We start from the raw sequence: 246 nt of genomic DNA on the forward strand, positions 1-246 counted from the left end.
ATCGGGGAGTCGACCGTGAAGACCCATCTCCTGCGCGTCTTCGGCAAGTTGGGCGTCGACGACCGGACGGCGGCAGTGACGAGTGCGATGCGGTACGGGTTGCTGGACTGAGGATTTCGCCCCCGCCCCCAACCCACCTCAGCCCAGCTTCGATTCCAGTTCCGCCACGATCTCGTTGACCCCGACCGCCGTCTGATCGCCGGACTCCATGTCCTTCAGCTGCACGACGCCTTCGGCCAGATCACG

Annotated in this window: 1 protein-coding gene; it reads left to right on the forward strand. The window is 65.0% G+C overall.

The genetic code is table 11. The annotated features are described in order from the left end of the window. A partial coding sequence (locus R6V09_RS54395; protein ID WP_442810330.1) for a LuxR C-terminal-related transcriptional regulator occupies nucleotides 1-111 on the forward strand: 111 nt, incomplete at its 5' end. Nucleotides 112-246: the final 135 nt, after the last annotated feature.

This window comes from Streptomyces sp. W16, from assembly GCF_033194735.1.
In the GTDB taxonomy this organism is placed as follows: domain Bacteria; phylum Actinomycetota; class Actinomycetes; order Streptomycetales; family Streptomycetaceae; genus Streptomyces.